Raw genomic sequence first — 2,142 nt, 5'->3', positions numbered from 1 at the left:
GCGATCCTGACGGCGTCGGCCTCGTCCTCGTAGGGGATGAGGACCAGCACCGGGCCGAAGATCTCCTCGCGGGCGATGCGCATGTCGTTGCCGACGTCGCCGAACACGGTGGGCGCGACGTACCAGCCGCGGTCGTGCGGGCGGTTCAGGCCGCCGGTGATCAGCTTGGCGCCCTCGTCCTGGCCGATCCGGATGTAGTTCTCCACGCGCTCCTGCTGCCGCTTGGCGACCAGCGGGCCGATCTCGCAGCCGTAGTCGGCCGGGTCGCCCACGTTGAGGCCGCTCACCATGGTCGCGAGCGCGTCGGCGACCTCGTCGTAGCGGCGGCGGGACGCCAGGATGCGGGTCTGCGCGGCGCACGCCTCGCCGTTGTTCATCAGCGAGGCCAGCTTGAAGCCCTCGACGGTGGAGGCCAGGTCCGCGTCGTCCAGGATGATCGCGGCGGACTTGCCGCCGAGTTCGAGGGTGACCCGCTTGAGCTGCTCGCCGCAGACCGCGCCGATCTTGCGTCCGGCGGCGGTGGACCCGGTGAAGGACACCTTGTCGACGTCGGGGTGGGCGACGAGGTAGGCGCCGACCTCCCGCCCGGCCGGGACGAAGTTGACGACGCCCTCGGGGACGCCCGCCTCGCGGATCCACTCGGCGAGCAGGTAGGAGTCGAGGGGGGTCTCGGGGGAGGGCTTGGCCACGACCGTGCAGCCGGCGATGAGCGCGGGCGCGAGCTTGAGCATCAGCGTGAACTGCGGGACGTTCCACGGGACGATCGCCGCGACGACGCCGACCGGCTCCTGGGTGACCGTGACCGGCCCGAGCATGCCCTGCCGCTCCTCCTCCCAGGTGTAGGAGGCGGCGAGGTCGACGTAGTACTGGAGCACCATCTGCGGGATGGCCGCCTGCCCGAACACCGAGAACATGATGGGCGACCCCATCTCGGCGGTCACGAGGTCGGCCATCTCCTGCTGCCGCTCGGCGTAGATCGCCGAGAGCCGGCCGACGATCTCCGCGCGCTCGGCGGGGGTCATCCGCGGCCAGGGGCCCTCGTCGAAGGCGCGCCGGGCCGCCGCGACGGCGGCGTCGATGTCGCCCTCGGTGCCCTCGGGGACCCGCCCGATGACCTCCTCGGTGTGCGGGGACACGACGTCGATCACGCCGGTCCCGGCCGGTGCGGCCCACTCGCCTCCGATGAACAGCCGATCGTGCTCGCGCATGCTGCTGTGCCTCCCCTGCCCGAGGGCCGACGCGGGTAACCGAATGCTTGCTTGGCCACAGCATCGCATGACGTCCCGGGGCGTTGGCAAGAGGAATGAGACTGGAGTCTCATTTGGTCGAACCGGGGCCGTGGCCGAGATCGCCCACGTCTGGTTCGCCCCCTCCTAGAGCAGGTGGGCGTTCGGGCGGCGGGCGCGCTCGGCGAGCCCGGGCAGCTCGACCGCCTCGACGCCCGCGGCCGCGAGGACCTCCGCGCCCGTCCCCGCGGCGAACAGGGCCGGCTCGCGCCAGGCGAACACGACGCGGCGGGCGCCCGAGGCGACGATCAGCTCCGCGCAGGTGCGGGGGCGCGACGCGCGGTGCCCGCACGGTTCGAGGGAGCTGTAGACCGTCGCGCCCGGCACATCGCCGCCGGCCCTGGCGAGCGCGGCCTCCTCGGCGTGGTCGTGCGGGTCGTGCTCGCGGGAGAAGCCGCGCGCGACCTCCCGCCCGTCCGCCCCGACGACGACCGCGCCCACCGAGAACGCGGTGCGCGAGGGCGGACACAGGGCCGCGAGGTCGCAGGCCAGGGCCAGCCAGCCGAAGTCATCCACGCGCGCCCCCGACCAGGTAGCGCAGCAGGGCGAGGTCGCCGATGCGGGTGGCCTCCTGCAGCCGCATGGGGCGCGCGGGCGACTGCGGGAACACTCCGGACCGCACGAAGCGCGGCGCCGACGGGTCGCCGACGAAGAACGGCGCGACCACGAGCTGCAGCTCGTCCACCGCGTCGGCGGTGAGGAACAGCGTGTGGATCCCGCCGCCGCCCTCGACCATCAGCCGCCGGACGCCCCGGGCGGCGAGGTCGCCGAGCACCGCGTCCAGCGCGAGCGGGTCGCCGGCGTCCACGACGTCGGCGCGGCCGGCCAGCCGGTCCGCCAGCCCGGCCGCCGTGCC

At 74.0% G+C, this 2,142-nt stretch carries 3 protein-coding genes; all 3 read right to left on the bottom strand.

The window, feature by feature from the left end; translation table 11 throughout:
* Window positions 1–1,208: aldehyde dehydrogenase (locus tag AB0C69_RS41580; RefSeq protein WP_360362281.1), on the bottom strand; the 1,208-nt coding region annotated here is incomplete at its 3' end.
* A gap of 165 nt (window positions 1,209–1,373) precedes the next feature.
* Entirely contained in the window at window positions 1,374–1,802 is a 429-nt protein-coding gene (locus tag AB0C69_RS41575; RefSeq protein WP_353835471.1) for a deaminase, read from the bottom strand.
* Window positions 1,795–2,142 (bottom strand): dihydrofolate reductase family protein (locus AB0C69_RS41570; RefSeq protein ID WP_360362278.1); only part of this gene is annotated, 348 nt, incomplete at its 5' end. The genes AB0C69_RS41570 and AB0C69_RS41575, both read right to left, overlap by 8 nt.

The sequence above is a fragment of the Actinomadura sp. NPDC048032 genome (assembly GCF_040653175.1).
GTDB lineage: Bacteria > Actinomycetota > Actinomycetes > Streptosporangiales > Streptosporangiaceae > Spirillospora > Spirillospora verrucosospora.
The sequence above is the reverse complement of the archived record's forward strand: the minus strand, read 5'-3'. Positions and strand labels throughout refer to the sequence as shown.